The sequence below is a fragment of the Stenotrophomonas sp. YJH_SMC_43 genome, assembly GCF_059372535.1.
Genome location: NZ_JCAFVQ010000002.1, coordinates 1,032,740 through 1,055,099, shown reverse-complemented (window position 1 = coordinate 1,055,099; position 22,360 = coordinate 1,032,740). Strand labels below are relative to the sequence as shown.

Genomic DNA, 22,360 nt, shown 5'->3' with positions numbered 1-22,360 from the left:
CGATTACTCCAATTTTTAATTTGCCAACCGGAAGGCGGTCAGCTTGCCATCAACGTTCTGCACCAGCAGCACCCCGTCTACGACGACCGGCTGGGCCAGCAGGGCGTCGCCGCCACTTTTCGCCCGTGCCGCCATCGCACCATCGGAGGTCTGCAACCAGTGCACGTATCCCTTGTAGTCGCCGACCACGACGTAGTCGCCGTGCAGTGCCGGACCGGTCAGCGAGCGACGGGCCAGTGCGGTCTGCGACCACATCGCTGCGCCGCTGGCCTTGTCCAGGCCGAACACGCCGCCCTTGTTGTCGGTGACGAACACATTGCCAGACGAGACCGCCACACCACCGGCACCGCCATGGTCGCGCGCCCACAGCGGGCGACCGGTCGGGCCTTCGATGGCCATCGTCTGGTTCTTGAAGCTGCTCACGAACAGGGTGTTGCCATCCAGCACCGGCGCGCCGTCGACATCGGCCATGCGCTCCAGCTCGGTACGGCCTTCACCGTTGCCCACGTTCTGTTCCCACAGGGTGCGGCCATCCTGCTGGGCCAGGGCGGCAACCGCGCCCTCGTCCTTGCCGATGAACAGCACGCCCGGGCCGGTCACCACCGGCGCGTTGCCACGCACGGTCAGTGCCGGCAGCTCGCTCGGGTTGAACCACTTCTGGGTGCCGTTGCCGGCATCGAACGCGGTGATGCGGCCGTCATTGCTGCGCACGTAGACTGCGCCCTGAGCGATGGCCGGCGCGGCGATGACTTCACCCGGAACACGGGCGCGCCACTTCTCGCTGCCGTCGTTGATGTCCAGGGCGATGACCTGGCCATCCAGCGTGCCGATCACGACCAGGTTCTCACCGACACCCGGGCCACCGGACAGGCGCAGCTTGGCCTTCTTCTTTTCCTTCTTCGGCTCCCAGGTCCAGACCTTCTTGCCGGTCTGCAGGTCGATGGCGTGCACGCCACCGGTGAGCGCCGCAGCGAACACGTGGCCGTTGGCCACCGCCGGGCCCTGGCGCACGCCGATGCGGCGCTCGCCCTTGCCGAGGTTGACCGACCAGGCCTTGTTGACCTTCAGGGTCGGCTCGAACTTGACCAGCTCAGCCGGTTCCTGTGCCTTCTTCGCGGCCGCGTCCTTGCCGGCGAACCAGCCCTTCACGGTGCTGCAGCCGCTCAGGGCCATGCCCATCAGGAGCACGGTGGCGACGCGGGTGATCATGACCTTCTGACTCATCAAACCGACTCCGCAGGGGCGGCAACGGTGCCGCCGGCGTCCATAACCTTGGTTTCCAGCAGGCGCCGCTGCGGCGCTGCCACGTCCAGCGACTTCAGCGCTTTCTCGTACTGGCTCCGGGCGTCATCGCGCTTGCCCTGCGCCATCAGCGCGTCGCCATGGATTTCCAGGCTGCTGCTGTCAGTGGCGCTGCCCAGCAGCTTGATCGCCTCGTCACTCTTGCCGGTGGCCACCAGCAGGCGGGCCACACGCTGGTCGACCACGCGCTGCAGGTCACCTTCGACCTTCACGCCGCGCAGGGTGGCCAGGGCTTCTTCGTTCTTGCCGGCGTCGACCTGGGCCTTGGCCAGCTGCAGCGCCGCGAGGTCGCCGTAGATGCTGGACGGGCCGGCTTCGAGCGCCTTGACCGCCTTGGAGGCGTCGTCGAGCTTGTTCTGCTGCAGGCCAACGAGCGCCTTCTGGTACTCGACATTGGCCGAGGCCAGCTTGCCGCCCTGATCCTTCTGGTACCACTGCCAGCCGGCAATGGCACCGATGGCGATGACTACGCCACCGAGGATGCTGGCGCCATTCTTCCGCAGCCAGCTGCGGACGCGTTCACTTTGTTCGTGCTCGTCGAGCAGATCGTCGATCGCCATGCGTACTCTCGCCCCGCCCATCGGGAGGGACCATTGGGATTAATCGAAGGTGGTGAAACCGCGCCTCAGTGCGAAACCGGGACTACGGAGCCTTCAGAGGATACCTGAAAGCGTGCCACGTTGGCTCGCTGGTAGGGGGTCAGATCGACGATAGCGCCGTTCTGCTGAACCTGGACCGCCGAGGCGTTGCCCAGGGTCACCCGGGTCACCTGGCCCGGTGTGAAGCTGCGGCTTTCGCCGGACTTGATCAGCGCCTTCTCGACGGTAGCGCCGTCCGGGCCGCCGATATCGACCCAGCTGTCGCCGCTGAACTGCATGTCCAGCGTGTTGGCGGCAGCCGCTGGCGCCGGGGCTGAACGCGGCACCGGGGCCAGCGAGGCCACGTACGGGGTGGCGGCCGGCTTGCTGGCCGGGGCGCTCGCCACTTCAGCCGGCGCCGAGGGCTCGACACCCGCAGCGGACGGGGTTACCGGCACGGCGGCCGGGATGGCGTCCAGCGAGGCGGTATTCGGCGACGGGGTGGCACTGCCATCGAAATGGCCACGGGTGGCGAACCACACCGGCACCGCCAGCACCGCGGTGATGCCGACATACAGCACGCGACGGCCGAGATTCTCGGCAATGCGGCGCGCACGCGGGGTATGGGTATGGCTGACCAGGGTGGGCGGAACCACCGGGCCGACCTGGGCCTGCTCCAGCAGCTCTCCCACGTCCACATCCAGAAGCCGCGCGTAGCTGCGCAGCTGGCCGCGCACGAACACCGGCGCGCCAAGCTTCTGCCATTGTTCTTCTTCCAGCGACCTGACCACCTGGACCGGCATGCGCAGGCGCGAGCCGACATCTTCGAGGGTCAGTCCGGCCGCCTCGCGGGCCTGGCGCAGGCGGCTGCCGCAGCCGGCCGCAGTCTCGAGAGCGCTCACAGTCTGGTCATCAATCACAATGCATCAACCCTGGAGTTAGGAGCCCGCTTCCTGCGGAAATTCCTGTCGAATCCGCTGAATATAGCGATCAGATGCCGCCCGATCACCCAGCCGCGCTTCGATTTGAGACGCAAGTTGTAACACGGAACGCGTTGCGGGTGCAGCCGCAATCCTACGTTCGGCGAAGGCCCGGGCCTCCATGTAGCGGCCCTGGCGGAAGCTGAGCTGGGCCATCGCCTCCAGCGCGACCGGATTTCCCGGCAGCGTCGACAGCGCCGCGCGCAGGTCGCGCTCGGCACGTTCAAGCTGGCCAGCATCCAGGGCACAGCCCCCGGCATTGGCTTGGGCCTCGGCCGGTGTAGCGTAGCCCGGCGCCTGCAGCGCACGATCGAACCAGGCCAGCGACTCGGCCGGCCGGCCCTGCTGGCACAGCCACGCGCCGTAATTGTTGAGGACGTCCCCGCGCTGCGGCGCCCGTTCGGCAGCCCTGCGGAAGCTTTCGCCGGCCTGCTGGGTACGGCCACGGCGCTCGTCGATGCCGGCCATCAGCACCAGCGCATCAGGCGATTCGGGTGCCAGCTTCAGCGCCTCGCGCGCCTTGCGTTCGGCCGCATCGAGATTGCCGACCTGCATGTCGCGGGCGGCCAGTGCCAGCAGGTCCTGCAGGCGCACCTGACGCCGCACGTTGTCCGGATCGCGGACCGAGTAGACCGGCGCTTCGCTGGGGCCCAGCCTGGCCTTGGGTTGGGATTTGCAGCCACCGACCGCAACGGCCAACACGCCTGCGAGCAGAACCAGCCAGAGGCGGTCAGGCCGCGGCATCGCTCCCCTTCCCCGCTTGCAGCGTCTTGTTGAACTCCGCCTGGCGGCGGGTGCGGTCCATCACCTGGCCCTTGAGCTGGCCACAGGCGGCATCAATGTCGTCGCCACGGGTGCGGCGGACCATGGTCAGCACGTTGCTGTCGAGCAGGATCTTCTGGAAGGCGCGGATGTGCGCCTCTTCCGAACGCTCGTAGCGGGTACCCGGGAACGGGTTGAACGGAATCAGGTTGACCTTGCCCGAATCCTTGGCCTGCACCGCGTTGTCGAACTGGCGCATCAGGCGGGCCAGCTCGCGGGCATGTTCGGGCTTGTCGTTGATGCCCTTCATCAGGGTGTATTCGAAGGTGACCGATTCGCGGCGCTTGTTGGCGCGCAGGTAGCGTGCGCACGAGGCCATCAGCTCGGCGATCGGGTACTTCTTGTTGAGCGGCACCAGGGTTTCGCGCAGCGCATCGTTCGGCGCATGCAGCGACACCGCCAGCGACACGTCGCTTTCGGCAGACAGGCGGTCGATCTGCGGCACCAGGCCGGAGGTCGACAGGGTCACGCGCTTGTTGGCCAGGCCGTAGCCCAGGTCGTCGCGCATCACGCTCATGGCGCGCACGACGTTGTCGAAATTCATCAGCGGCTCGCCCATGCCCATCATCACCACGTTGGTGAGGCGGCGCATCTGGTGCGGCACGTTGCCCAGGTGGCGTGCGGCAACCCACACCTGGCCGATGATCTCGGCGGTGGTCAGGTTGCGGTTGAAGCCCTGGGTGGCGGTGGAGCAGAACGTGCAGTTCAGGCCGCAACCGACCTGCGAAGACACGCACAGCGTGCCGCGGGTCTTGTCCGGGATGTACACGGTCTCGATGGCGTTCTTGCCATCCACGCCCATCGCCAGCAGCCACTTGTGGGTGCCGTCGGCGGAGGGCTTGTCGAACACGATGTTCGGAACCAGCACCTCGGCATGGGCCTGCAGCTTGGCGCGCAGGACCTTGCCGAGGTCGGTCATTTCATCGAAGTCGGTGACGTAGCGATGGTGGATCCACTTCATCACCTGGTGGGCACGGAACTTCTTTTCGCCAAGAACCTCGACGAAAAACTTCTCCAGGCCCGCGCGATCGAGGTCGAGCAGGTTCTGCTTGCCAGCCGTGGGTGCCGACTTCGGCAGCGGCTGGATGGCGGGGGACTGTACGACCTCGTTCACGGCATTACTCTCAGCGCGAGACGACTTCGGTGGCGGCGAAGAAGTAGGCGATTTCAATCGCGGCATTCTCGACCGAGTCCGAGCCGTGGGCGGCGTTGGCATCGATGGATTCGGCGAAGTCGGCGCGGATGGTGCCCGCAGCGGCTTCCTTCGGGTTGGTGGCGCCCAGCAGGTCGCGGTGGGCCAGGACGGCGTTCTCGCCTTCCAGGGCCTGGATCATCACCGGGCCGGAGATCATGAACTCGACCAGCGCGTTGAAGAACGGACGCTCGCGGTGCACGGCGTAGAAGCCTTCGGCTTCACGGCGCGACAGCTGCTTGTACTTGGCGGCCACGACCTTCAGGCCGGCCTTCTCGAAGCGGGCGTAGATTTCGCCGATGACGTTCTTGGCAACGGCGTCCGGCTTGATGATCGAAAGGGTGCGCTCCAGCGCCATGGGATGTCTCCAATGGAATCGGGCCGCTGATGGCCCGAAGGGTAACATGAAAAAAACCCGCGTCGGGACGCGGGCTTAGCCTGATAAACGTAGGCGAATTGTAAAAGATAACGTGGCCGGGTGGTAGAGGGCCGTGTGGCCCTGTAGTAGAGCCGAGCCCATGCTCGGCTGGCCTTTGGGCCGAAGAGCAGCCGAGCGCGGACTCGGCTCTACGGGTTCAGCCCCCCCCCCATTCACCCACCTGAGTGAAATCTGACCAAGCCGGCCGATTTTGCTGCACTGCAAAATGCCATACGGTACCGTCTGGTTCTAGTATCAAACAATCGTTTGATTAAGGTCCGCCCATCGATGGCCAAGCCCGCCCACTTCTCGACCAAGGACCGGATCCTCGGCGCGGCCGAGGAGCTGTTCGCCCAGCACGGCTTCGCCGGCACCTCGCTGCGGCAGGTGACCAGCCAGGCCGACGTCAACATCGCCGCGGTCAACTACCACTTCGGTTCCAAGGAAAACCTGGTCAACGAGGTGTTCCGCCGCCGCATGGACGAGATGACCGGTGCCCGCCTGTCGCAGCTGGAGCGGGCCCGCAGCGAACACCCCGGTGAACTGCGCCCGGTGCTGGCCGCCTTCGTCGAACCGGCGCTGGCGCTGGCCCAGGACCGCCAGAACGGCGGCGCCTTCGTGCGCGTGATCGCCCGCGCCTATGCCGAGAAGAACGACAACCTGCGCAAGTTCCTGTCTGACCACTACGGCCACGTGCTGCGTGCGTTCGGCAAGGCCATCGGCGAGTGCGTGCCCGGCCTGAGCAAGGAAGAGCTGTACTGGCGCCTGGACTTCCTGGCCGGCTCGCTCACCTATGCCATGGCCGACTTCGGGCTGATCAAGCGTCCCGCCGGTGTCACCGAAGCGGCGCATCGTGCCCATGCCGCCCACGAACTGATCCATTTCGCCGAAGCCGGGTTCCGCGCCGCCGCACGCGCCAGCGCCCTGCCCGCTTCCCTTTGATTCCACCCAGTAACTGCTGACCAACAAAGGCCCTACACCATGTCCAATTCCCTGCTAGTCCGCCGCGCCGCCGTGCTGGGTGCCGGCGTCATGGGTGCCCAGATCGCCGCCCACCTCACCAATGCCGGCGTCGACACCGTGCTGTTCGACCTGCCTGCCAAGGAAGGTCCGGCCGACGGCATCGTGCTGAAGGCGATCGCCAACCTGGGCAAGCTGAGCCCGGCGCCGCTGGCCAGCAAGTCGCTGGCCGAAGCCATCACCCCGGCCAACTATGAGTCGGGCCTGGAGCAGCTGAAGGACTGCGACCTGATCATTGAGGCCATTGCCGAGCGCATGGACTGGAAGCAGGACCTGTACAAGAAGATCGCCCCGTTCGTGGCCGACCACGCGGTGCTGGCCTCCAACACCTCGGGCCTGGGCATCAACAAGCTGGCCGACGTGCTGCCCGAGCAGCTGCGTCACCGCTTCTGCGGCGTGCACTTCTTCAACCCGCCGCGCTACATGCACCTGGCCGAGCTGATCCCGGCCACCACCACCGACGCCGCCGTGCTGGAAGGCCTGGAAGCATTCCTGGTCACCACTCTGGGCAAGGGCGTGGTGTACGCCAAGGACACCCCGAACTTCATCGGCAACCGCATCGGCGTGTTCTCGATCCTGTCCACCATCCACCACACCCAGCAGTTCGGCCTGGGCTTCGATGAAGTGGACGGCCTGACCGGCCCGCTGGTCGGTCGCCCGAAGTCGGCCACCTACCGCACCTCCGACGTGGTCGGCCTGGACACCATGGCCCACGTCATCAAGACCATGGGCGACACCCTGCCGAATGACCCGTGGCATGAGTTCTTCAAGTCGCCGAAGTGGCTGGACGCGCTGATTTCCAAGGGCGCGCTGGGCCAGAAGACCGGCGCCGGCATCTTCCGCAAGGTCGGCAAGGACATCGTGGTGCTGGACCTGGAGAAGCAGGACTACCGCCCGGCCGATCGCGCTGCCGCGCCGGAAGTGGTCGAGATCCTGAAGATCAAGAACCCGGCCGAGAAGTTCGCCAAGCTGCGCGAAAGCCAGCACCCGCAGGCGCAGTTCCTGTGGGCGACCTTCCGCGACCTGTTCCACTACAGCGCCTACCACCTGGCCGACATCGCCGAGACCGCGCGCGACGTGGACCTGGCCATCCGCTGGGGCTACGGCTGGTCGCTGGGCCCGTTCGAAACCTGGCAGGCCGCCGGCTGGAAGCAGGTCGCACAGTGGATCGCCGATGACATCGTGGCCGGCAAGAGCATGAGCAACGCCCCGCTGCCGGACTGGGTGTTCGATGGCCGCGACGGCGTGCATGCCGCCGAAGGCAGCTACAGCCCGTCGCGCAATGCCAAGCTGCCGCGCTCGTCGCTGCCGGTGTACCAGCGCCAGCGCTTCCCCGATCCGCTGCTGGGCGAGAAGTTCGCGCCGGGCGAGACCGTGTTCGAGAACGACGGCCTGCGCATGTGGCACGACGGTGATGGCATTGCCGTGGTCAGCTTCAAGACCAAGATGAACACCGTGTCCGACCAGGTGCTGGACGGCCTGCAGGAATGCGTCAGCCGCGCCGAGAAGGACTTCCAGGGCCTGGTGATCTGGCAGCAGAAGGAACCCTTCTCCGCCGGTGCCGACCTGGCCGGTGCACTGGGCCTGCTGCAGGCCGGCAAGGTCGACCAGTTCGAAGAAATGGTTGCCAACTTCCAGCGCACCAGCCAGCGCATCAAGTACTCGCTGGTGCCGGTGGTTGCCGCCGTGCGTGGCCTGGCGCTGGGTGGTGGCTGCGAGTTCCAGATGCACAGCGCCAAGACCGTGGCCTTCCTGGAAAGCTACATCGGCCTGGTCGAGGCCGGCGTCGGCCTGCTGCCGGCCGGTGGTGGCCTGAAGGAACTGGCCGTGCGCGCCTCGCAGGCCGCAGGCCCGGGCGGTGACGTGTTCGCCGAACTGAAGAAGACCTTCGAGACCGTGGCGATGGCCAAGGTGTCCAACTCCGCGGTCAACGCCAAGGAACTGGGCCTGCTGCGCAGCACCGACAAGGTGGTGTTCAACAGCTACGAAGCGCTGCACATCGCCAAGGCCGAAGCTCGCGCCCTGGCCGAAGCGGGCTACCGTCCGCCGCTGCCGGCACGCCGCATCCAGGTGGCCGGTGACGTGGGTATCGCCACCTTCAAGATGATGCTGGTCAACATGCTGGAAGGCCGCTTCATCAGCCCGTACGACTACGAGATCGCCGAGCGCATCGCCACCGTGCTGTGCGGCGGCAAGGTCGACCGCGGCACCCTGGTGGACGAAGAGTGGCTGCTGACCCTGGAGCGCAAGCACTTCGTCGAACTGGCCCAGCAGGAAAAGACCCAGGCCCGCATCGCGCACATGCTGAAGACCGGCAAGCCGCTGCGTAACTGATCGCCATCCCTGCTTTTGGTGGGTGCCCACCTTGGTGGGCATTCCTCCGCCTCTGGTAGGTGCCCACCGTGGTGGGCACACCGGCAAAAAACTTCGAGAGATCACTGCAATGACCAAGCAAATCCAGGACGCCTACATCGTCGCCGCCACCCGTACTCCGGTCGGCAAGGCGCCCAAGGGCATGTTCCGCAACACCCGCCCCGACGACATGCTTGCGCACGTGCTGCGCAGCGTCGTCGCGCAGGCCCCGGGCGTGGACGTCAACCGCATCGATGACGCGATCATCGGCTGCGCGATGCCGGAAGCCGAGCAGGGCATGAACGTCGCCCGCATCGGCGTGCTGCTGGCCGGCCTGCCGAACACCATCGCCGCACAGACCGTGAACCGCTTCTGCTCCTCCGGCCTGCAAGCCGTGGCGCAGGCTGCCGACGCGATCCGCCTGGGCAACGCCGACCTGATGCTGGCCGGTGGCACCGAGTCGATGTCGATGGTGCCGATGATGGGCAACAAGATCGCCATGGCACCGAGCGTGTTCGACAACGACCACGTGGCCATCGCCTACGGCATGGGCATCACCGCCGAGAAGGTGGCCGAAGAGTGGAAGGTCTCGCGCGAAGACCAGGACGCCTTCGCCCTCGCCTCGCACCAGAAGGCCATGGCGGCGATCCAGAACGGCGAGTTCAAGGACGAGATCAGCCCGTACGAGATCGTCTCGCACCTGCCGGACCTGGCCGATGGCCAGCGCATCATCACCCGCAACAAGATCGCCGACACCGACGAAGGCCCGCGCCCGGACTCCTCCGCCGAAGGCCTGGCCAAGCTGCGCCCGGTGTTCCGCAACGGCCAGTTCGGCGGCACCGTCACCGCCGGCAACTCCTCGCAGATGAGCGATGGCGCCGGTGCCGTGCTGCTGGCCTCGGAGCAGGCGATCAAGGATTACGGCCTGACCCCGCTGGCCCGTTTCGTCAGTTTCTCGGTGGCCGGCGTGCGCCCGGAAGTGATGGGCATCGGCCCGATCGCCGCGATCCCGAAGGCACTGAAGCAGGCGGGCCTGACCCAGGACCAGCTGGACTGGATTGAACTGAACGAAGCGTTCGCCGCGCAGTCGCTGGCGGTGATCCGCGATTGCGGCCTGGACCCGAGCAAGGTCAACCCGCTGGGCGGCGCGATCGCCCTGGGCCACCCGCTGGGTGCAACCGGCGCGATCCGTACCGCAACCCTGCTGCACGGCCTGCGTCGTCGCCAGCAGAAGTACGGCATGGTGACGATGTGCATCGGCACCGGCATGGGCGCGGCGGGTATTTTCGAGGCGCTGTAAGGTTCAAAGCGTTGCCGGCTGATTGTTGGTTGGCTGTGGGGCGCGGGTGAGTGAGGCTGCCCGGGACACGCCGTAAACCCGTCCCTGGGGGCTTGGCAGCGGCTTGCTAGCGTGCGCAATCCTGCGCACGCAGCAAGGCCGGGGTTGGGCGTCCTGCCCAACCCGCCAGGCGCATGCGCCTGGCCCATGCCGCTGACAGTCCCGGTCAGCCTCACCCACCCGCGCCACCCAACATTCCGCGCGGCGGAGGGATGAGCAAAGGCAGGGTCAAAGGCCGGGGTCAGAGCCCTTTGCTGCGCAAAGGGATCTGACCCCAACAATCAAAAAAGGCAGCCATAGGCTGCCTTTTTTGATTGTGCTTCTGCCTTTGATTCCGCCCTTCCCGTCCGCGCCGCACGGAAACTGTCGAGAGGGGGCGGATGGCCCTCTCCAAAACCGTTGGCGCCATGGGCCCGAGGCATACCTCGGGCGGGTTGGGCAGGACGCCCAACCCCGGTCTTGCCGTGTGCGCAGGACAGCGCACACGAGCAAGGCGCCATCGAGCCCCCATGGACGGGTTCACGGCGTGTCCTGCAACGGCCCACCCGTCCCGCCCATCACGTATCAATCAAGGCGCTGCACGGAGCGCTTGATAAACCTTATTCCGCCAACATCGCCGTCAGTTTCTCCCGCGCCGGCCCGGCCAGCTTCGGGTTATCCAACGCGAAACGGATCGTCGCCTCCACCAGCCCCAGATGCGTGCCGCAGTCGAAGCGGGTGCCCTCGAAACGATAGGCATCAACCTCTTCGCTCTTCAGCAGCTGCGCGATCGCGTCGGTCAGCTGGATCTCGCCACCGGCACCGCTGCCGGTCTGCTCCAGCAGCTCGAAGATCTTCGGGCTCAGTACATAACGGCCGACCACCGCCAGGTCGCTCGGCGCGTCCTCCGGCTTCGGCTTCTCCACGATCTGCGAAATGCGACCCTTGCGGCCGTCGAACGCGTCAGTGGCCACGATGCCGTAGCTGGCCGTCTTGTCGTGCGGCACGTCTTCAACGGCGATCACGCTTGCACCACTGGCCTCGTTGAGATCGGCCATCTGCTTCAGTGCGCCGTCGCCGCGGTTCCAGATCAGGTCATCCGGCAGCAGCACCGCGAACGGCTCGTCGCCGATCACGGCCTTGGCGCACAGCACCGCATGGCCCAGGCCCAGGGCCTCGGCCTGGGTCACGAAGATCGCACGCACGCCGTTGGGCAGCACGTGGCGGATCATCTCCAGCTGTTCCTGTTTGCCGGCGCGCTCGAGCTTCTGCTCCAGCTCGTAGGCCTTGTCGAAGTAGTCGGCGACCGCGTGCTTGTAGCGGTTGGTAATGAACACCAGCGTGTCACAGCCCGCTTCGATCGCCTCATCGACCGCGTACTGGATCAGCGGACGATCAATGATCGGCAACATTTCCTTCGGAACCGTCTTGGTTGCCGGCAAAAAGCGCGTCCCGAGCCCTGCCACTGGAAAAACTGCCTTGCGAATTCGCTTGCTCATTGGTGCCTGTTGGCCTCACGTGCCGGAAAAGGTACGACTTTAGCGGATGAAATGTAAGCATCCTGTTCGATAGGAGAAAACTCCGGCATCGTCGCGAACAGGATCTCCTGGATGCTGGTGGTGTCGTAACCAGCCACGGCATCGCGCAGACGTGGAACATTGCCCAACACCAGATCACGCGAGAACGTGCGTACACCGGCCTCGAGAATCTTCGGGTGCGCGGTGGAACGGTAGTCCTCGTCCGAATAGAACAGCGTCTCGTGCAGCTTCTCGCCCGGACGCAGCCCGGTGTAGATGATCGGAATGTCCTTGTACGGCTGCTTGCCGGCCAGGCGGATCATCTGCTCGGCCAGCACGCGGATCGGCACCGGCTCGCCCATGTCGAGCGTATAGATCGCACCGTGCGACGCCGAAGCGGCCGCCTGCAGGATCAGCTGGCAGGCCTCCGGGATGGTCATGAAGTAGCGACTGACCTCCGGATCGGTGACGGTCACCGGCCCGCCACGCAGGATCTGTTCGCGGAACAACGGCACCACGCTGCCTGCAGAGGCCAGCACGTTGCCGAAGCGCACCGTGACGAAACGGGTATGCGTGGACTTCTGGTCCAGGCTCTGGCAGATCATCTCCGCATAGCGCTTGCTGGCGCCCAGCGCATTGACCGGGTCGACCGCCTTGTCGGTGGAGATGAACACGAAATGCTCCACGCCTGCCTCCAGGCAGGCGCGGGCCACGTTCTCGGTGGCCAGGATGTTGTTGCGCACCGCTTCGCGCAGCTGCCGCTCCAGCACCGGCACATGCTTGTAGGCGGCGGCATGGAAGGCGGTGTCGACGGGGTGCAGCGACAGGGCGTGGCGGATCACCGCCGGGTCACCGCAGTCGCCCAGCACCGCTTCGACCTCGACATCCGGGAAGCTGCGCCGCAGCTCGCCCTCGATGGTCAGCAGCAGTTCGCTGATCTCGAGCAGGATGATGCGGCCGGCGCCGTGACGCGCGCACTGGCGGCACAGCTCGGAGCCGATCGAACCACCGGCGCCGGTGACCATCACCGTACGCCCGCCCAACCAGCCACGGATCAGGTTCCAGTCCGGCATGATCGGCTTGCGGCCGAGCAGGTCCTCGATCGCCACTTCCTTCAACTGCCCCGGCAGCGACTGGCCCTGCAGGATATCGCTGAGCTTGGGCACGGTGCGGAACGGCACGCCGGTACTTTCGCAGATGGCGACGATGCGCTGCATGCCCGCAGCGTCCAGCGACGGAATGGCGATCACCAGCAGCTTGGCCGCGGTCTCGCGGACCACTGTCGGCGCATCGTCCAGGGTGCCGAGGATCGGCAGGCCCTGCAGCTTGGCACCGCGCAGGTGCGGCGCGTCGTCCAGCAGGCCGACCGGCTCGAAATTGCCCGAACGGCGCAGGTCGCGGACCAGGGTCTCGGCGGCCTGGCCGGCACCCAGGATCAGCACGCGACGCGCGGACGAGTCCGACTGCAGCGCCTGATAGTCCTTCCAGGCCCGGTACAGCAGGCGCGGCGCGCCCAGCAGCGCCGACAGCGCGAACGGATAGATCACCAGCACCGACATCGGCACGCCGTCGAAGCGCTTCCACATCAGCACCAGCACGATGGCGACCATGCCGATGAAGCTGGCCTTGAAGATGTTCAGCAGGTCGCTGACGCTGGCGAACCGCCACAGGCCGCGATAGAGGCCGACGCGCCAGAACACCATGCCCTGCAGCAGCAGCACCAGCGTGGTGTCGACGTTCCAGAGTGGGAGCTCGGGGGCGTTGGCCAGGATCGAGTACCGCCCCGCGTGGAGCAGCTGCCAGCACGCCCAGACCATGAACAGGTCATGGCAGACGATGGCCGAACGCGGCATCAGGCCGAGGATTCTGTCCCGCCAGGGTGAAGCCATAAGTCAGGTATTTCCTTTTGGGTGGCGCAATCCATTGCGCAGGAGGAGCCAGAGGACGCTCAGCGCGGTGAACCACGCGATCGCCACGGCAGCCTCCCACCTCGGCTGCAAATTGGAGCAGACATTAAGCACTGTAATACTGAACAGGCCCAAAGCAAAGTACATCCCTGTTACCTGGGCGTGACTGGCTCCTGCCTGCACCGCGCGCTGGTAAACGTGCTGGGTATGGGGTTCCATCCAGCGTTGTCCGGAAATGATGCGCGCCAGCAGTGTGAAGCCCGCGTCCACAAGGAAGGGCGATGCCGACACCAGCAGCAGCATCCAGTGGATGTCGGTCTTTACGCTGGCCAGTGCCAGCACTGCCGCCACCGCGTAGCCCAGCGCGCCACTTCCGACATCGCCCATGAAGATCCGGGCCCGCGGGAAGTTGAACGGCAGGAAGCCAAGGCAGGCCAGGCCCAACGCGACCGCCGCCAGCGAGTACGGCCAAGGCAGCAGCGGCGCCAGTCCCAGCGCGACCACGATGGCCTGGCTGGCGGCGATGCCGTTGATCCCATCCATGAAATTCCAGATGTTGATCAGCGAAGCGGTGAACAGCAGGACCAGTACGGCCAGCAGCCAGCTGCCGCCATGGACCTTGACCAGCGCGGCCAGCAGCGCGGCGGCGATGAAGTGCACCATCAGGCGGCGCATGGCCGGAAGCGGCCGGTGGTCGTCCCACCAGCCGATACCCGCCACCAGCGCCAGACCAAGGCTGGCGACCAGCAGGCTCGGACGCGCTTCGGGCCAGGCCCACATGGCAACACCGGCGGTCACCAGCAGGCTGATGACGATGGCGATGCCGCCGCCACGCGGGGTCGCCACGCTATGACTGCGGCGTTCGCCCGGCTGGTCAAACAGTTGCCGGCGCAGCGCGTAGCCCCGCGCTGCCCAGGTCAGTGCCGCACTCAGCAGGGCCAGACCCAGCAGCGCGCCCATCACGAGCCACGGCATGGATCAGAGCACCGCGTAGTTCAGCAGCGGCTTGACCGTACCCCACTCCTTGCAGCTCGGGCACTGCCAGTGGTGGGTGCGCGCACCGAAACCACAACGGGTGCAGCGATAGGCCGGATTGCGCACCAGCAACTGGTCGGTGATGTGCTTGAGGTCATGCAGGGTCGCCGTGGAATCGGCACCTTCAGCCAGGGTCAGGTCGATCAGCGCGGACTCGCCACGCACCGACGGGCGATCCTTGAGCTGGCGGCCCAGGTAGGCACGGGCCGGGGCCACGCCCTCCTGCTCTTCCATCAGGCGGGTCAGCGCCAGCACCGGGGCAATGCCACGGTAATGCTCGGTCATCTCCGACAGGAAGGCGCGCGCGCCGGCCAGATCGCCCACCTTGCGGTAGTTCTGCATCAGCGCCGGCAGCAGCTCCGGCAGGTACTCCGGATCGTTGCGCGCCGCGCGCTCGAAGGCGCGCACGGCCGCTTCCGGATTGCCGGCATCGGTTTCCAGGCGGCCTTCAATGATGCCGGCACGGACCGACATCGCATCGGCCTGGTAGGCCCGGGCAATCGCTGCCCTCGCCTCTTCCAGCTTGCCGGCACCGCGGAAGCGCTCGGCCAGTTCGCACTCGAACTGCCCGATCAGCTTGCCCATCGGCTCGCCGGTGACGTCCTCGAAACGGGTGGCGTTGTCGATCGCCTTTTCCCAGTCGCGCTCGGCCTGGTAGATGCCGATCAGGTGCTTGAGTGCCTGCGGGGCACGCTGGTCCAGCTGGGCCAGTTCGGTGAACACGGTTTCGGCGCGGTCCAGCAGGCCGGACTTCATGTAATCCTCGCCCAGCGCCAGCAGCGCCTGCACGCGTTGCGCATCGCTGAGGTCGTGGCGGTTGACCAGGCCCTGATGCAAGCGGATGGCGCGGTCGACTTCGCCGCGGCGACGGAACAGATGGCCCAGCGCGACCTGGGTCTCGAAGGTTTCCTTGTCCAGCTCGGCGATGTGCAGGAACAGCTCGATGGCCTTGTCCGGCTGCTCGTTGAGCAGGTAGTTCAGGCCACGGAAATAGGTGCTCGACAGGCGGCTGACCTGGCTGTCACCGTGGCGTTGACCACCACGCCGTCCGATCACCCACCCGGCCAGTGCGGCCAGCGGAACGAACAGGAAGAACCAGAACCACTCGGTGACGAAATCCATCTTCGATCAGCGTCCATCAAAAGATTGGGGGGAAGCAACCGGTGCCGGCGTGGCGACAGCGGACTTGTTGGCGCGGCGCAACTGGCTGTAGAGCGGAATGACCACGCTCACCAGCACCAGGCCAGCGCCGACGATGACACCCACCAGCAGCGCGGCGATCAGGGCCACGCCCACCGAGGTGTGCAGTTGGGTAAACAGCAGGTTGATCGACATCGCGGTCATGTTGACCGCACCGATGATCAATCCAAGGATCAGTACCGCCAGCAGGACCAGCAGACGAAAAACCTTCATGCGACAGCTCCAGTGGCAGGAGTCCGTAGCTTATCCGACTCGCGGCTGGATTCGCACGCGGTGGCGCGACGGGAGGCTCAGGCCGGATCGGCGTCCAGCGGCAGCACACTGCTGACCCGCTCGCGCAGTTCCTTGCCCGGCTTGAAATGGGGGACGTGCTTGCCCGGCAGGGCAACCGATTCGCCGGTCTTCGGGTTGCGACCCAGGCGCGGCGGACGATAGTGCAGCGAGAAGCTGCCAAAACCACGGATTTCGATGCGATCCCCGGCGGACAGCGATCCGCCCATCATTTCCAGCAACGACTTCACCGCCAGATCGACATCATCGGCCTTCAGGTGCGCCTGGCGGCGCGCAAGGATTTCGATCAGTTCGGATTTGGTCATTACCGGCTCACATCAGGGGTATCCCAGCCTGAAACGGCCCGGGCAATGCCCGGGCCGTCCAGGAAACAACGAACAGCGTAAGGCCGATTACTCGGACTTGTTGCCGTTCAGCTGTGCACGCAGCAGCGCGCCCAGCTGGGTGGTGCCGCTGGAAGCCGAAGAGGACTGGTATTCCTCCAGCACTTCGCGCATTTCAGCGTCGTCCTTGGCCTTGATCGACAGCTGCAGGGTACGGCCCTTGCGGTCCATGCCCACGAACTTGGCTTCGACCTTGTCGCCGACCTTCAGGTGCTGGGTGGCGTCGTCAACGCGCTCGTTGGCGATGTCGCGGGCCGAGACGTAACCTTCGATGCCGTCAGCCAGCTCGATGATCGCGCCCTTGGCGTCGACTTCCTTCACCACGCCTTCGACCTTGGAGCCCTTCGGATTGGCAGCCATGTACTGGCCGAACGGATCCTGCTCCAGCTGCTTCACGCCCAGGGAGATGCGCTCGCGCTCCGGATCGACAGCCAGGACGACGGCGTCCAGGGTATCGCCCTTCTTGAAGTTGCGAACGACGTCTTCGCCGGTGGTGTTCCAGCTGATGTCGGACAGGTGGACCAGGCCGTCGATGCCGCCGTCCAGGCCGATGAAGATGCCGAAGTCGGTGATCGACTTGATCTGGCCCGACACCTTGTCACCCTTCTTGTGGGTGGCAGCGAAGGTTTCCCACGGATTGGCGGCAACCTGCTTCATGCCCAGCGAGATACGGCGACGCTCTTCATCGACGTCCAGCACCATCACTTCGACTTCATCACCAACCTGGACAACCTTGGACGGGTTGACGTTCTTGTTGGTCCAATCCATCTCGGAGACGTGCACCAGGCCTTCGACGCCCGGCTCGATCTCAACGAACGCACCGTAATCGGTGACGTTGGAGACCTTGCCGAAGACGCGGCTGTTGGCCGGGTAACGACGGCCGATGTTGTCCCACGGATCCTCGCCCAGCTGCTTCAGGCCCAGCGAAACGCGGTTGCGCTCGCGGTCGAACTTCAGCACGCGGACGTCCAGCTCGTCGCCGACGTTCACGACTTCCGACGGGTGACGCACGCGCTTCCACGCCATGTCGGTGATGTGCAGCAGGCCGTCGATACCGCCCAGGTCCACGAACGCGCCGTAATCGGTCAGGTTCTTGACGACACCCTTCAGGATCGCGCCTTCCTGCAGCTTGTCCATCAGCTGCTCGCGCTCTTCCGAGTGCTCGCTTTCGACGACAGCGCGGCGCGAGACCACGACGTTGTTACGCTTGCGGTCCAGCTTGATGAGCTTGAACTCGAGCTCCTTGCCTTCCAGGTAGGCCGGATCGCGCACCGGGCGCACATCGACCAGGGAACCCGGCAGGAAGGCGCGGACATCCTTGATGTCCACGGTGAAACCACCCTTGACCTTGCCGCTGATGCGGCCGGTGATGGTTTCGTTCTTTTCCAACGCTTCTTCCAGCTCGTCCCACACCATCGCGCGCTTGGCCTTCTCGCGCGACAGGACGGTTTCGCCGAAGCCGTTCTCGATCGAGTCGAGGGCGACCTTGACGATGTCGCCTTCGGCGACGTCGATTTCGCCAGCGTCGTTACGGAACTGTTCGATCGGCACGATGCCTTCGGACTTCAGGCCAGCGTTGATCACCACGACATCGCCGCGGACTTCAACAACGGTACCGCTGACGATGGCGCCCGGCTTCAGCTTGGCCAGGTTGGCCTGGCTGGCTTCAAACAGTTCGGCAAATGATTCGGTCATTAGATTTACTCTGTTGGACACATGGGTCGGTGGCGTCCCCTTCAGGGGAATGGCGACCGCCCGCCTGTTGGTCGACCCCGGAAACGCAGGTCGTGTGTAGTAGGAAAACCGCCACGCATCATTGCGCGACGGAGCTGGTACAGCACTGTTATGCGCGACCACCGCCGATGCTGCTGGCAGTGCTCCCGCGCGAACGGATCAGGCAGCCGGAACCGGAAGCAGATCCATCACTCTGGCAACGACATCTGCGATGCCGATGCCTGTGGTGTCGATGAGGACAGCATCGTCTGCCGGCTTCAGGGGCGCCACGGTACGCTGAGCATCACGGGCGTCGCGGGCCATGATCTCGCGCAGGAGGTCATCAAAGTTAACAGAAACCCCCTTGTCTTTCAACTGCTTATGCCGGCGCTCGGCGCGCTCCTCGGCACTGGCGGTCAGGAAGACCTTATAGGGGGCGTCCTTGAAGATCACCGTACCCATGTCGCGGCCATCGGCAACCAGGCCGGGCAGCTCCCTGAATGCGCGCTGGCGCTCCTTCAGGGCCGCGCGGACCTCCGGAATGGCGGCAATGGCCGAGGCCAGGGCGCCAGTGGTCTCCAGGCGCAGCTCGTCGGTGGCATCGGTGCCGTTGACCATGACCCGCATCGACTCGCCCTGTTCAACAAACTGAACATGGGTGTCGAAGGTGCAGCGCACCAGTGCCGAGGCATCGGACGTATCAATGTCGGCCCAGCTCGCGGCCACGCCCACTGCCCGGTACAGCGCGCCCGAATCCAGGTAATGCCAGCCCATCCGGCGCGCGATGATGCGGCTGATGGTACCCTTGCCGGCCCCGGAAGGGCCGTCGATGGTCAGGACGGGAGCGAGTGGATTCATGGGGTTCCCAGAGCGTGTGAAGGGGTCATTCTAGCCCCTGCCAGACACCCCCAGCGGGATCTTTTGTGCAACCACTTGAAACCACGAGGAAAAGCCCGGTAGAATGGCGGGCTTGAACGAGCGTCAACTGCCGATTGTCTTTCGCATATCGCGGCCACGCTCCACCCGAACAACTACTGTTTACGCCGAGGTATGCCATGAAAGTCCTGTCCTCCCTGAAGTCGGCGAAGGCCCGTCACCGTGACTGCAAGGTCGTGCGTCGTCGTGGCAAGATCTTCGTCATCTGCAAGTCGAACCCGCGTTTCAAGGCGCGTCAGCGCTAAGCCTCACAGCCTTCCGGCTGCGGCTGGCCCTACGCGGGGCCGACCCGATGCAAGAAACCGCCTTCGGGCGGTTTTTTGTTTATGCGGCTTTTTCCTGCCGTTTTTGCTGTAATCGCCTTTCTTGACCACTGGGGAGTAGATCGAGATGAAGCGTTACCTGTCCGCCTTGGCCGTGATGGCCACCCTGGCCGCCGCCACACCGGCACTGGCCGATACCCTGCTTGTCGACCGCGCCCGCGAGAAGCCGGCCGGTGCTCTGCCCGTGCGCGGCCAGAGCATGCAGCAGGTGCAGGCGCAGTTCGGCGCGCCCAGCGAGCAGCTGCAGCCACGTGGCGGACAGAAGCGGCAGTGGCCGACCATCAACCGCTGGGTGTACCCGCAGTTCACCGTCTACTTCGAGAAGCAGAAGGTGATCGACGTGGTGGCCAACCAGGCGGACCCGAACGAAATCGGCCCGAAACCGCCGATCCGTTGATCCCTTTACCCGCCGTGGGCGGGCCTGTGTAGCGAGACCATGAACCAGACCCTTCGTTTTCCTGCCGAGTGGGAAGCCCAGAGCGGCGTCCTGATTGCCTGGCCCACTGCCGACACCGACTGGGCCGACCGCCTGGGCCAGGTGGAAGAGACCTACATCGCCCTGGTCGCGGCCATCACCCGCTTCCAGCCGGTGCTGATCTGCGTGGCCGACGACGATGTGGAGACCTATGCCGAGATGCGGCTGCGCTCCAACCGCATCGACATGGACAAGGTCCACTTCACCACGGCGGCCTACGACGATACCTGGCTGCGCGACTCCGGCCCGATCACCCTGCGCCGCGCCGACGGCGGCTTCCAGCTGCTGGATTTCCGCTTCACCGGCTGGGGCGGCAAGTTCGACGCCACCCTGGATGACCAGCTGGTGGGCGTGCTCGACCAGGCCGGTGTGTTCAACGACGCGCCGGTGCGCAGCATCCCGTTCGCGCTGGAAGGCGGCGGCATCGAGACCGACGGCGAAGGCACCCTGCTGACCACCTGGAAGTGCCTGCACGAGCGCCACCCGGACCGCGACCGCGCCAGCCTGAGCGCCGACCTGGCCGACTGGCTGCAGCAGGACCGCGTGCTGTGGCTGGACCACGGCTACCTGGAAGGCGACGATACCGACGCGCACATCGACACCCTCGCCCGCTTCGCCTCGGCTGACAGCATCGTCTACCAGGCCTGCGACGACGCGAGCGACTCGCACTACGCCGAGCTGCAGGCGATGGGCAACGAACTGGCCGCGCTGCGCACCAAGGACGGCCAGCCGTATCGCCTGTTCCCGCTGCCGTGGGCACAGCCAGTGATCGACGAAGGCCGCCGCCTGGCTGCGTCGTACGCCAATTACCTGATCGTCAATGGTGCGGTGCTGATGCCGGCCTACGGTGATCCGGCCGACGACCTGGCCCGCGACGTGCTGGCGCAGGCGCACCCGGGCCGCGAGATCGTGCAGGTGCCCTGCCGCTCGCTGATCTGGCAGAACGGCAGCCTGCACTGCATCACCATGCAGCTGCCGGCAGGGCTGTTGAAGGCGTAAGCCGAACCGGTAGCGCCGGGCCATGCCCGGCGAACGCTGCCGCATCTGGAAAATCCGCCGGGCATGGCCCGGCGCTACCGATTGCGTGCACCCATTCAGCGCGCGACACGCCGTCGCCGCCCATCCGCGCTAACATGCTGGTTTTCCCCCGCAGGAACGCCCCGCATGAACTCGCGCAGCCCCCTTACCGTCGCCCTGATCCAGGAGCGCAACCACGGTGATGCCGCCGCCAACCTGGCGGTGATCGAAGCACGCGTGGCCGAGGCGGCTGCGCAGGGTGCCAAGCTGGTGCTGCTGCAGGAACTGCATAACGGTCCGTACTTCTGCCAGCACGAGTCGGTGGACGAGTTCGACCTGGCCGAGCCGATTCCGGGCCCGAGCACCGAGCGCCTGGGCGCGCTGGCGAAGAAGCATGGCGTGGTGCTGGTGGGCTCGCTGTTCGAGCGCCGCGCTGCCGGCCTGTACCACAACACCGCCGTCGTCTTCGAGAAGGACGGCACGTTGCTGGGCAAGTACCGCAAGATGCATATCCCGGACGACCCGGGCTTCTACGAGAAGTTCTACTTCACTCCGGGCGACATCGGCTTCACGCCGATCGACACCTCGGTGGGCCGCCTTGGCGTGCTGGTGTGCTGGGACCAGTGGTACCCGGAAGCGGCACGCCTGATGGCGCTGGCCGGTGCCGAACTGCTGCTCTACCCGACCGCGATCGGCTGGGACCCGGACGACGTGCAGGACGAGAAGACCCGCCAGCGCGACGCCTGGGTGCTGAGCCACCGCGGCCACGCCGTGGCCAACGGCCTGCCGGTGCTGAGCTGCAACCGCGTCGGCCACGAGGCTTCGCCGCTGGGCGCGTCGGGCATCCAGTTCTGGGGCAACAGCCACGTGCTTGGCCCGCAGGGTGAGTTCCTGGCCGAAGCCGGCACCGAAGCCACCGTGCTGCTGTGCGATGTCGACCTGCAGCGCAGCGAGCACGTGCGCCGCATCTGGCCGTTCCTGCGCGACCGTCGCATCGACGCGTACGGTGACCTGCTCAAGCGCTACATCGACTGAGCCGGAGCCGCGCATGGCCGTCCTCATCCGTGATGCCGGCCCGGCCGACATCGCCGCGATCACCGCGATCTACGCGGTGGAAGTGACCGACTTCGTCAACACTTACGAGTACGACATCCCGGACGCGTCCGAGATGCTGCGCCGCATGCGCGACATCATCGACCGCGGCTTCCCCTACCTGGTCGCCGAGATCGACGGCCAGGTGGCCGGCTATGCCTACGCCAACACCTACCGTACCCGCGTTGCCTACCAGTGGACCGTGGAGAACTCGGTCTACGTCGATGCCGCGTTCCAGGGCAAGGGCGTTGGCACCGGCCTGCTGCAGGCGTTGATCGATGCCTGCGTGGCGCGTGGCTACCGGCAGATGGTGGCGGTGATCGGCGAACCGACCAATACCGCTTCAATCAAGCTGCACGAACGCTTCGGCTTCGAGCTGGTCGGCGTGTTCCGTGGCCTCGGCCGCAAGCACGGCCGCTGGCTGGATACCGTGCAGATGCAGCGCGCGCTCGGCGATGGCGCCGACACCGCACCTTCCAATGAATGAAC

At 65.8% G+C, this 22,360-nt stretch carries 22 protein-coding genes; 8 read left to right on the top strand and 14 right to left on the bottom strand.

Annotated elements, in window-relative coordinates; translation table 11 throughout:
* Positions 1 to 15 precede the first annotated feature (15 nt).
* The 6 genes from bamB to ndk all read right to left on the bottom strand — a co-directional run bounded on the left by bamB (position 16) and on the right by ndk (position 5,232).
* Positions 16 to 1,224 (bottom strand): outer membrane protein assembly factor BamB, encoded by a 1,209-nt coding sequence (gene bamB, locus AC5QAH_RS11365; protein ID WP_010484593.1) that lies wholly within the window; start codon positions 1,222 to 1,224, stop codon positions 16 to 18.
* Positions 1,224 to 1,862, bottom strand: coding sequence for a YfgM family protein (locus AC5QAH_RS11360; protein ID WP_010484590.1), 639 nt, complete (start codon positions 1,860 to 1,862; stop codon positions 1,224 to 1,226). The genes bamB and AC5QAH_RS11360 overlap by 1 nt, the downstream gene beginning before the upstream one ends.
* A gap of 65 nt (positions 1,863 to 1,927) precedes the next feature.
* Complete coding sequence (locus AC5QAH_RS11355) at positions 1,928 to 2,800, bottom strand: RodZ domain-containing protein (RefSeq protein ID WP_019338408.1); 873 nt, start codon at positions 2,798 to 2,800, stop codon at positions 1,928 to 1,930.
* 18 nt (positions 2,801 to 2,818) lie between these two features.
* A complete protein-coding gene (pilW, locus tag AC5QAH_RS11350; RefSeq protein ID WP_019338407.1) occupies positions 2,819 to 3,604 on the bottom strand; it encodes a type IV pilus biogenesis/stability protein PilW in 786 nt (261 codons plus the stop codon).
* Entirely contained in the window at positions 3,591 to 4,796 is a 1,206-nt protein-coding gene (gene rlmN / locus AC5QAH_RS11345) for a dual-specificity RNA methyltransferase RlmN (protein ID WP_005409296.1), read from the bottom strand. Before rlmN ends, pilW begins: the two co-directional genes overlap by 14 nt.
* A gap of 10 nt (positions 4,797 to 4,806) precedes the next feature.
* The gene (gene ndk, locus AC5QAH_RS11340; protein WP_008265389.1) at positions 4,807 to 5,232 is read right to left on the bottom strand and encodes a nucleoside-diphosphate kinase; all 426 of its coding nucleotides are present in this window, start codon (positions 5,230 to 5,232) and stop codon (positions 4,807 to 4,809) included.
* Between the two features lie 348 nt (positions 5,233 to 5,580).
* On the opposite strand from ndk, the gene AC5QAH_RS11335 reads away from it, so the two are divergent.
* From AC5QAH_RS11335 to AC5QAH_RS11325, 3 genes are all read left to right on the top strand, one after another.
* A complete protein-coding gene (locus AC5QAH_RS11335) occupies positions 5,581 to 6,234 on the top strand; it encodes a TetR/AcrR family transcriptional regulator (RefSeq protein WP_019338406.1) in 654 nt (217 codons plus the stop codon).
* A 39-nt stretch (positions 6,235 to 6,273) separates the two neighbouring features.
* Positions 6,274 to 8,646, top strand: a complete 2,373-nt coding sequence (locus AC5QAH_RS11330; RefSeq protein WP_033834902.1) for a 3-hydroxyacyl-CoA dehydrogenase/enoyl-CoA hydratase family protein — start codon at positions 6,274 to 6,276, stop codon at positions 8,644 to 8,646.
* A 109-nt stretch (positions 8,647 to 8,755) separates the two neighbouring features.
* Positions 8,756 to 9,964 carry an acetyl-CoA C-acyltransferase gene (locus tag AC5QAH_RS11325; RefSeq protein ID WP_005409292.1) on the top strand — a complete coding sequence of 403 codons (1,209 nt, stop codon included), beginning with the start codon at positions 8,756 to 8,758 and terminating at the stop codon, positions 9,962 to 9,964.
* Positions 9,965 to 10,602: 638 nt separating this feature from the next.
* Here the strand turns inward: AC5QAH_RS11325 and galU are convergent.
* From galU to cmk, 8 genes are all read right to left on the bottom strand, one after another.
* Complete coding sequence (galU, locus tag AC5QAH_RS11320) at positions 10,603 to 11,481, bottom strand: UTP--glucose-1-phosphate uridylyltransferase GalU (RefSeq protein ID WP_197619242.1); 879 nt, start codon at positions 11,479 to 11,481, stop codon at positions 10,603 to 10,605.
* On the bottom strand, positions 11,478 to 13,388 hold the full coding sequence (locus AC5QAH_RS11315) for a polysaccharide biosynthesis protein (protein ID WP_495232344.1): 1,911 nt from the start codon (positions 13,386 to 13,388) through the stop codon (positions 11,478 to 11,480). The genes galU and AC5QAH_RS11315 overlap by 4 nt, the downstream gene beginning before the upstream one ends.
* 3 nt (positions 13,389 to 13,391) lie before the next feature.
* Complete coding sequence (locus AC5QAH_RS11310; RefSeq protein WP_099560712.1) at positions 13,392 to 14,381, bottom strand: MraY family glycosyltransferase; 990 nt, start codon at positions 14,379 to 14,381, stop codon at positions 13,392 to 13,394.
* Between the two features lie 3 nt (positions 14,382 to 14,384).
* Positions 14,385 to 15,563 (bottom strand): lipopolysaccharide assembly protein LapB, encoded by a 1,179-nt coding sequence (gene lapB / locus AC5QAH_RS11305; RefSeq protein WP_005416232.1) that lies wholly within the window; start codon positions 15,561 to 15,563, stop codon positions 14,385 to 14,387.
* 6 nt (positions 15,564 to 15,569) lie between these two features.
* Positions 15,570 to 15,854, bottom strand: a complete 285-nt coding sequence (locus tag AC5QAH_RS11300) for a LapA family protein (protein WP_010484569.1) — start codon at positions 15,852 to 15,854, stop codon at positions 15,570 to 15,572.
* 77 nt (positions 15,855 to 15,931) lie between these two features.
* Entirely contained in the window at positions 15,932 to 16,237 is a 306-nt protein-coding gene (locus AC5QAH_RS11295) for an integration host factor subunit beta (protein ID WP_005409286.1), read from the bottom strand.
* 87 nt (positions 16,238 to 16,324) lie between these two features.
* Positions 16,325 to 18,010 (bottom strand): 30S ribosomal protein S1, encoded by a 1,686-nt coding sequence (rpsA, locus tag AC5QAH_RS11290; RefSeq protein WP_005416230.1) that lies wholly within the window; start codon positions 18,008 to 18,010, stop codon positions 16,325 to 16,327.
* Between the two features lie 198 nt (positions 18,011 to 18,208).
* Entirely contained in the window at positions 18,209 to 18,886 is a 678-nt protein-coding gene (gene cmk / locus AC5QAH_RS11285; protein WP_010484566.1) for a (d)CMP kinase, read from the bottom strand.
* A 197-nt stretch (positions 18,887 to 19,083) separates the two neighbouring features.
* Between cmk and ykgO the strand changes: the two genes are divergently transcribed.
* The 5 genes from ykgO (at position 19,084) to AC5QAH_RS11260 (ending at position 22,358) form a co-directional block, all read left to right on the top strand.
* A complete protein-coding gene (ykgO, locus tag AC5QAH_RS11280; RefSeq protein ID WP_005409283.1) occupies positions 19,084 to 19,209 on the top strand; it encodes a type B 50S ribosomal protein L36 in 126 nt (41 codons plus the stop codon).
* A gap of 175 nt (positions 19,210 to 19,384) precedes the next feature.
* Entirely contained in the window at positions 19,385 to 19,684 is a 300-nt protein-coding gene (locus AC5QAH_RS11275) for a hypothetical protein (RefSeq protein ID WP_227837998.1), read from the top strand.
* Positions 19,685 to 19,723: 39 nt separating this feature from the next.
* Complete coding sequence (locus tag AC5QAH_RS11270; protein ID WP_043397004.1) at positions 19,724 to 20,761, top strand: agmatine deiminase family protein; 1,038 nt, start codon at positions 19,724 to 19,726, stop codon at positions 20,759 to 20,761.
* 165 nt (positions 20,762 to 20,926) lie between these two features.
* Positions 20,927 to 21,814 (top strand): carbon-nitrogen hydrolase, encoded by an 888-nt coding sequence (locus AC5QAH_RS11265; protein WP_008267821.1) that lies wholly within the window; start codon positions 20,927 to 20,929, stop codon positions 21,812 to 21,814.
* Positions 21,815 to 21,827: 13 nt separating this feature from the next.
* A complete protein-coding gene (locus AC5QAH_RS11260) occupies positions 21,828 to 22,358 on the top strand; it encodes a GNAT family N-acetyltransferase (RefSeq protein ID WP_005409279.1) in 531 nt (176 codons plus the stop codon).
* Positions 22,359 to 22,360 lie beyond the last annotated feature (2 nt).

Excerpts from the sequence above, each read along its gene's own strand:
- bamB (WP_010484593.1), bottom strand. The coding sequence starts at position 1,224 with ATGAGTCAGAAGGTCATGATCACCCGCGTCGCCACCGTGCTCCTGATG.
- AC5QAH_RS11360 (WP_010484590.1), bottom strand. The coding sequence starts at position 1,862 with ATGGCGATCGACGATCTGCTCGACGAGCACGAACAAAGTGAACGCGTC.
- pilW (WP_019338407.1), bottom strand. The coding sequence starts at position 3,604 with ATGCCGCGGCCTGACCGCCTCTGGCTGGTTCTGCTCGCAGGCGTGTTG.
- ndk (WP_008265389.1), bottom strand. The coding sequence starts at position 5,232 with ATGGCGCTGGAGCGCACCCTTTCGATCATCAAGCCGGACGCCGTTGCC.
- AC5QAH_RS11335 (WP_019338406.1), top strand. The coding sequence starts at position 5,581 with ATGGCCAAGCCCGCCCACTTCTCGACCAAGGACCGGATCCTCGGCGCG.
- AC5QAH_RS11330 (WP_033834902.1), top strand. The coding sequence starts at position 6,274 with ATGTCCAATTCCCTGCTAGTCCGCCGCGCCGCCGTGCTGGGTGCCGGC.
- AC5QAH_RS11325 (WP_005409292.1), top strand. The coding sequence starts at position 8,756 with ATGACCAAGCAAATCCAGGACGCCTACATCGTCGCCGCCACCCGTACT.
- galU (WP_197619242.1), bottom strand. The coding sequence starts at position 11,481 with ATGAGCAAGCGAATTCGCAAGGCAGTTTTTCCAGTGGCAGGGCTCGGG.
- AC5QAH_RS11315 (WP_495232344.1), bottom strand. The coding sequence starts at position 13,388 with ATGGCTTCACCCTGGCGGGACAGAATCCTCGGCCTGATGCCGCGTTCG.
- AC5QAH_RS11310 (WP_099560712.1), bottom strand. The coding sequence starts at position 14,381 with ATGCCGTGGCTCGTGATGGGCGCGCTGCTGGGTCTGGCCCTGCTGAGT.
- lapB (WP_005416232.1), bottom strand. The coding sequence starts at position 15,563 with ATGGATTTCGTCACCGAGTGGTTCTGGTTCTTCCTGTTCGTTCCGCTG.
- AC5QAH_RS11300 (WP_010484569.1), bottom strand. The coding sequence starts at position 15,854 with ATGAAGGTTTTTCGTCTGCTGGTCCTGCTGGCGGTACTGATCCTTGGA.
- AC5QAH_RS11295 (WP_005409286.1), bottom strand. The coding sequence starts at position 16,237 with ATGACCAAATCCGAACTGATCGAAATCCTTGCGCGCCGCCAGGCGCAC.
- rpsA (WP_005416230.1), bottom strand. The coding sequence starts at position 18,010 with ATGACCGAATCATTTGCCGAACTGTTTGAAGCCAGCCAGGCCAACCTG.
- cmk (WP_010484566.1), bottom strand. The coding sequence starts at position 18,886 with ATGAATCCACTCGCTCCCGTCCTGACCATCGACGGCCCTTCCGGGGCC.
- ykgO (WP_005409283.1), top strand. The coding sequence starts at position 19,084 with ATGAAAGTCCTGTCCTCCCTGAAGTCGGCGAAGGCCCGTCACCGTGAC.
- AC5QAH_RS11275 (WP_227837998.1), top strand. The coding sequence starts at position 19,385 with ATGGCCACCCTGGCCGCCGCCACACCGGCACTGGCCGATACCCTGCTT.
- AC5QAH_RS11270 (WP_043397004.1), top strand. The coding sequence starts at position 19,724 with ATGAACCAGACCCTTCGTTTTCCTGCCGAGTGGGAAGCCCAGAGCGGC.
- AC5QAH_RS11265 (WP_008267821.1), top strand. The coding sequence starts at position 20,927 with ATGAACTCGCGCAGCCCCCTTACCGTCGCCCTGATCCAGGAGCGCAAC.
- AC5QAH_RS11260 (WP_005409279.1), top strand. The coding sequence starts at position 21,828 with ATGGCCGTCCTCATCCGTGATGCCGGCCCGGCCGACATCGCCGCGATC.